We start from the raw sequence: 4,050 nt of genomic DNA, 5'->3' as shown, positions 1-4,050 counted from the left end.
CCTGCCTGTGCGTTGCACGCAGACAGGTCGTTGCGGCGTATGCTTAAAATACGCCTCACTCCTCGCTTTTGTCGCGCCCGGGGCACCCATGCGAAGCATGGGTCGTGCTTTGTTCTGACGCTATGTACCTGTCTGCCGTGCTGGCACAGGCAGGTGCGGCTTTATTTATGTCGCTATGTATAACTTGTATCAATGCATACCTTGAAAAATGAAAACACTCAAATCCTGCTGGGCAAGTGGACTGTGGATGAACTTGACCGCATACTGCAAGAATCTTCTAAAATAAACGATGCAGGGGAAAGGATAGACTTTCTTTCAAAAATGTTTCTTGGTGTTGATTATAAGGCATCAACCTTGTCATCGCAGGCTTTAAGCAGGGAATGGGTTGGCGATGCAAATACACCTGAAATATTTGTCGTAAATCTTGAAGGGATGGACTGCATGACCTTTATTGAATACATTGAGGCAATGCGTTTGTCTGATTCATTCTCTGAATTCATAAAAAATCTAAAAATTGTGAGATATAAGCAAGGAAAAGTTACATTTGAAAATAGAAACCATTTTTTTACAGATTGGATAGATTTAGGGTTTGTTAAGGATTTGACAGGCAAGATAGGTGGAGAAAAGGCTAAAGTTATTCAAAAGAGGTTGAACATGAAAGGGGATGCGGGGTATATCATACATGGGGTACCTGTGAAAGAAAGAGAGATCAGATATATACCTGCTGAAGATGTGGATAATTCAATTTTTAATAAACTCAAAACAGGTGATTATGCTGGAATGTATTCTCAAGAGGCTTGGCTTGATGTCTCCCATGTGGGCATTGTTATCAAAACAGGAAAACAGATTTATCTCCGCCACGCCTCATCCATTACAGGCAAGGTAGTGGATGAGGATTTTAAGGAATATATTACCAAAAAAGATGGCTTTGTGCTGTTGAGGCATCATCAATAATTATCAAGCAATACTAACCTGCAACTCTTGAAATTGCAGAATAATTTATATGAATAACAGATATAGAACAATATCCAGTGCTGCGATAGCGACGATACTTTTATCTTTTGCATTATCAGGCTGCAATCCTCCGCCGGGGACACGCGGCACACATCCGAATGTCAAAATCGGCGAGCCTGCCTTTCCATTTACCCTTAATCTTACAAACAGCGGCACTGCCACTCTGGATACATTTAAGGATAAACCCATTGTCATTACATTTATGTCTTCTTGGTGTCCTTGCTCAAATGAGAGTGCGCCTGTGTTTAAAGAGGTATATAATAAATATCATCCGCAAGGCGTGGAGTTTTTGATGATAGGGATTCAGGACAAGGAGAGAAAGTTTAAGAAGTTTCTTGATAAACAAGAATTCCCTTTTCAAACTGGGTTTGATAAAGGTGATAAAATCGCTATGACTTACGGTGTTAATGCGCCTCCAACAACATTTTTTATAACAAGAGACGGCAGGATAAAATCCGCATTCTACGGCAGGATTCTGGAGGCAGAAAAATTATCAAAGTGGGTTGAGGAAATACTTTAATGGAATCTAATATCAGTATTTTTACAGCATTCTGGGGTGGGTTTTCCTCGTTCTTTTCAATATGGCAGGTATGCCTTCTGCAGATAAGCCCATTTTTTATGGCATTTATGCTCGGGTTTCATCTGACATGCGAAAGGGATATTTTTAGACAGTCTATAATCCGCATGTTTGCCGCAGGTTTTGCATACACAATCGGCTTTAGTATAATATTTGCAATACTCGGCTCATCCAGCACATACCTAAGCAGTTACATCCTTTACAATATAAAGGTCTTCAGACTCATATCAGGCATATTCATTATCCTTATAGGTCTTCTGATGGTGGGGGTCGGGGTTTTCAGATATGTTCTGCCTATTGCATCAAGCCGCATCTTTTTATTTACAACGTTCTTTCTCGGTGTGTCTTTTGCAACAGCATATTCGCCGTGCATCCCGCCTGTCCTGTCAAACATATTAAACTTTGCCAGCATCAAAGAAAATGCTGCAAGGGGTTTTACACTTCTCGCAGCCTATGGCACAGGCTTGTGTGCAGCATTTATCATAACAGGCATTGCCTTTTCTCTGGCTGTTGAAGGGATTGTAGAAAAAATCGGCAGGGTAAATACTGTTATTGCAGGCTGTGCCTTCTTGCTGCTTATACTAGGCTTCATGGTCTCATTAAATCTGATGGTGTATTATAAGGCATTTCTGCTGGGATTTTTCGTAAGATAGTAATTATACACACTTCAATATATTATTCTAAAAGGATTTTTTTAGATTTTCGAAGATTCTATATCTGTTTTAGGGTTTCTTATTAAAAAAAATTAAAAAAAATCTTGTATTTTGGAGTATGTTTAATTATTATATACTGTATACAAAAATTTAGGGTGAAAAGTGATGTGTAAGACCCTAATACATCTTTGAAAGGAGGTAACGAAAAGTGTCTTTGAAAATTACAGAAGACTGTGTGGCATGTGGAGTGTGTCTCCCTGAGTGTCCTACCAACGCTATAAGCGAAGGTGATATCTATGTGATAGACCCTAATGTATGTGTGGAATGTAAGGGCTATTACGATGCACCCAAGTGCGCTGAAGTTTGTCCTGTTGACTGCTGTTTACCGGCATAATAAAAGATACAGGCAATGGGCTATGGGCAATAGGCAATAGAAAATCCCATAACCTATAGCCCATTGCCTATAGCCTCTATTTATGGAGAAAAATTATAATGAAGGACTTTGCTATCTTTTGGGGCTGTACGATTCAAACCCGATTCCCATTCCTTGAGAAATCAACAAGGATGATTTTGGAAGGGTTTGGTCTGCCATACAGGGATTTAGATGGTTTTACATGCTGTCCTGAAAAATCCCTCGTAAATAATATTGACCACGGCTTGTGGGTTTTGACTGCTGCAAGGAATATTGCAGTTATTGACAGGGCAGGGGTTGACCTTGTCAGCCCTTGCACAGGGTGTGTATCAAACCTTGCTACTGTCCATTCAGAACTCCATTTAAACCACAAAGAAAAAGGTAAGGTTAATTCTATTTTAAATGAGGTTGGGCTTGAGTTTAAGGGCAGGAATAAACTCCGTCATCTCGTGCCGTTTTTTCATGATGAGGTTGGCATTCCTAAGATAAAAAATAAGATTGTCCAGCCGTTTAATGGGATGAGAATTGCTATACATTACGGCTGTCACATGATAAGACCCAGCCATGCCTTAAAGAATGATGACCCCCTTGAACCAAATAAGTTTGATAATCTCATAAAGGCAATGGGTGCTGATAGCGTCCAGCATATGACAAAACTTATGTGCTGCGGACAGGGGCTTGACAGGATTGACCAGCACGAAAATGCCCTGCATTTTGCAAGACTCAAACTAAAGGAGTTAAAGGCGCTAAAAGTTGATGCACTGGCGCTCTGCTGTCCGTCATGCTATCTCCAGTTTGATAACAACCAGTTCCTGATGGAAAAAGAGGGTGAGAAGTTTGGAATCCCTGTGCTTTATTTTACTGAACTACTTGGACTTGCAATGGGCTATAAACCTGATGAACTTGGGCTTGATGGACACAGGGTTGATGTACGGCCGTTTATTGAGAAATGGGAGAGTTTAAACGAGGAACTTTCAAAAACCAATGAGATAAATGTCCAATTGGAGGCAGGTTTTGGAATCGCTCAACCTTAAGCTTTTGGAACTCTGCTCAAGATGCGGCGCCTGTTACAACATATGCCCGTCATGTCTTAACCTTGAGGGATATGACCCAAGGGCTGTGATAAAAGATATTTTGGCAGGCAAGTATGAGAAGTGGCTCAGCCACAAATCTATATGGCAGTGTCTTGAATGCCACTTTTGCCTTGAAATGTGCTACCAGCACTATGGATTTGAGAATGCAATGAGTGCCATGAGAACCATTGCATCAAAAAAGGGTATTACCCCGCCTCAGGGCAAGAAGGGATGGGATATGTTTATAAAGACCAGCAGACTTGGCGAGCCAACAGCGTCTGCAAGAAAGAAACTTGGACTGCCTGATGCTGCAAAGAGCGG

At 41.0% G+C, this 4,050-nt stretch carries 6 protein-coding genes; all 6 read left to right on the top strand.

Features of this window, described 5'->3' with window-relative positions; genetic code table 11:
• Window positions 1-192 precede the first annotated feature (192 nt).
• Window positions 193-954, top strand: a complete 762-nt coding sequence (locus HZC45_09445) for a DUF1460 domain-containing protein (GenBank protein ID MBI5683362.1) — start codon at window positions 193-195, stop codon at window positions 952-954.
• Window positions 955-1,003: 49 nt separating this feature from the next.
• Window positions 1,004-1,534 (top strand): TlpA family protein disulfide reductase, encoded by a 531-nt coding sequence (locus tag HZC45_09440; GenBank protein ID MBI5683361.1) that lies wholly within the window; start codon window positions 1,004-1,006, stop codon window positions 1,532-1,534.
• The gene (locus HZC45_09435) at window positions 1,534-2,244 is read left to right on the top strand and encodes a hypothetical protein (GenBank protein MBI5683360.1); all 711 of its coding nucleotides are present in this window, start codon (window positions 1,534-1,536) and stop codon (window positions 2,242-2,244) included. The genes HZC45_09440 and HZC45_09435 overlap by 1 nt, the downstream gene beginning before the upstream one ends.
• 208 nt (window positions 2,245-2,452) lie before the next feature.
• Window positions 2,453-2,638 (top strand): 4Fe-4S binding protein, encoded by a 186-nt coding sequence (locus HZC45_09430; protein ID MBI5683359.1) that lies wholly within the window; start codon window positions 2,453-2,455, stop codon window positions 2,636-2,638.
• 98 nt (window positions 2,639-2,736) lie between these two features.
• Window positions 2,737-3,690 (top strand): hypothetical protein, encoded by a 954-nt coding sequence (locus HZC45_09425; GenBank protein ID MBI5683358.1) that lies wholly within the window; start codon window positions 2,737-2,739, stop codon window positions 3,688-3,690.
• Window positions 3,671-4,050: 4Fe-4S dicluster domain-containing protein (locus HZC45_09420; protein ID MBI5683357.1), on the top strand; the 380-nt coding region annotated here is incomplete at its 3' end. The genes HZC45_09425 and HZC45_09420, both read left to right, overlap by 20 nt.

The organism is Deltaproteobacteria bacterium (assembly GCA_016223005.1).
Lineage (GTDB): Bacteria > Desulfobacterota > GWC2-55-46 > UBA9637 > GWC2-42-11 > JACRPW01.
Note: the sequence above shows the minus strand (reverse complement) of the source record. Positions and strands in the feature narration are given on the sequence as shown.

Excerpts from the sequence above, each read along its gene's own strand:
- HZC45_09445 (MBI5683362.1), top strand. The coding sequence starts at position 193 with ATGCATACCTTGAAAAATGAAAACACTCAAATCCTGCTGGGCAAGTGG.
- HZC45_09435 (MBI5683360.1), top strand. The coding sequence starts at position 1,534 with ATGGAATCTAATATCAGTATTTTTACAGCATTCTGGGGTGGGTTTTCC.
- HZC45_09425 (MBI5683358.1), top strand. The coding sequence starts at position 2,737 with ATGAAGGACTTTGCTATCTTTTGGGGCTGTACGATTCAAACCCGATTC.
- HZC45_09440 (MBI5683361.1), top strand. The coding sequence starts at position 1,004 with ATGAATAACAGATATAGAACAATATCCAGTGCTGCGATAGCGACGATA.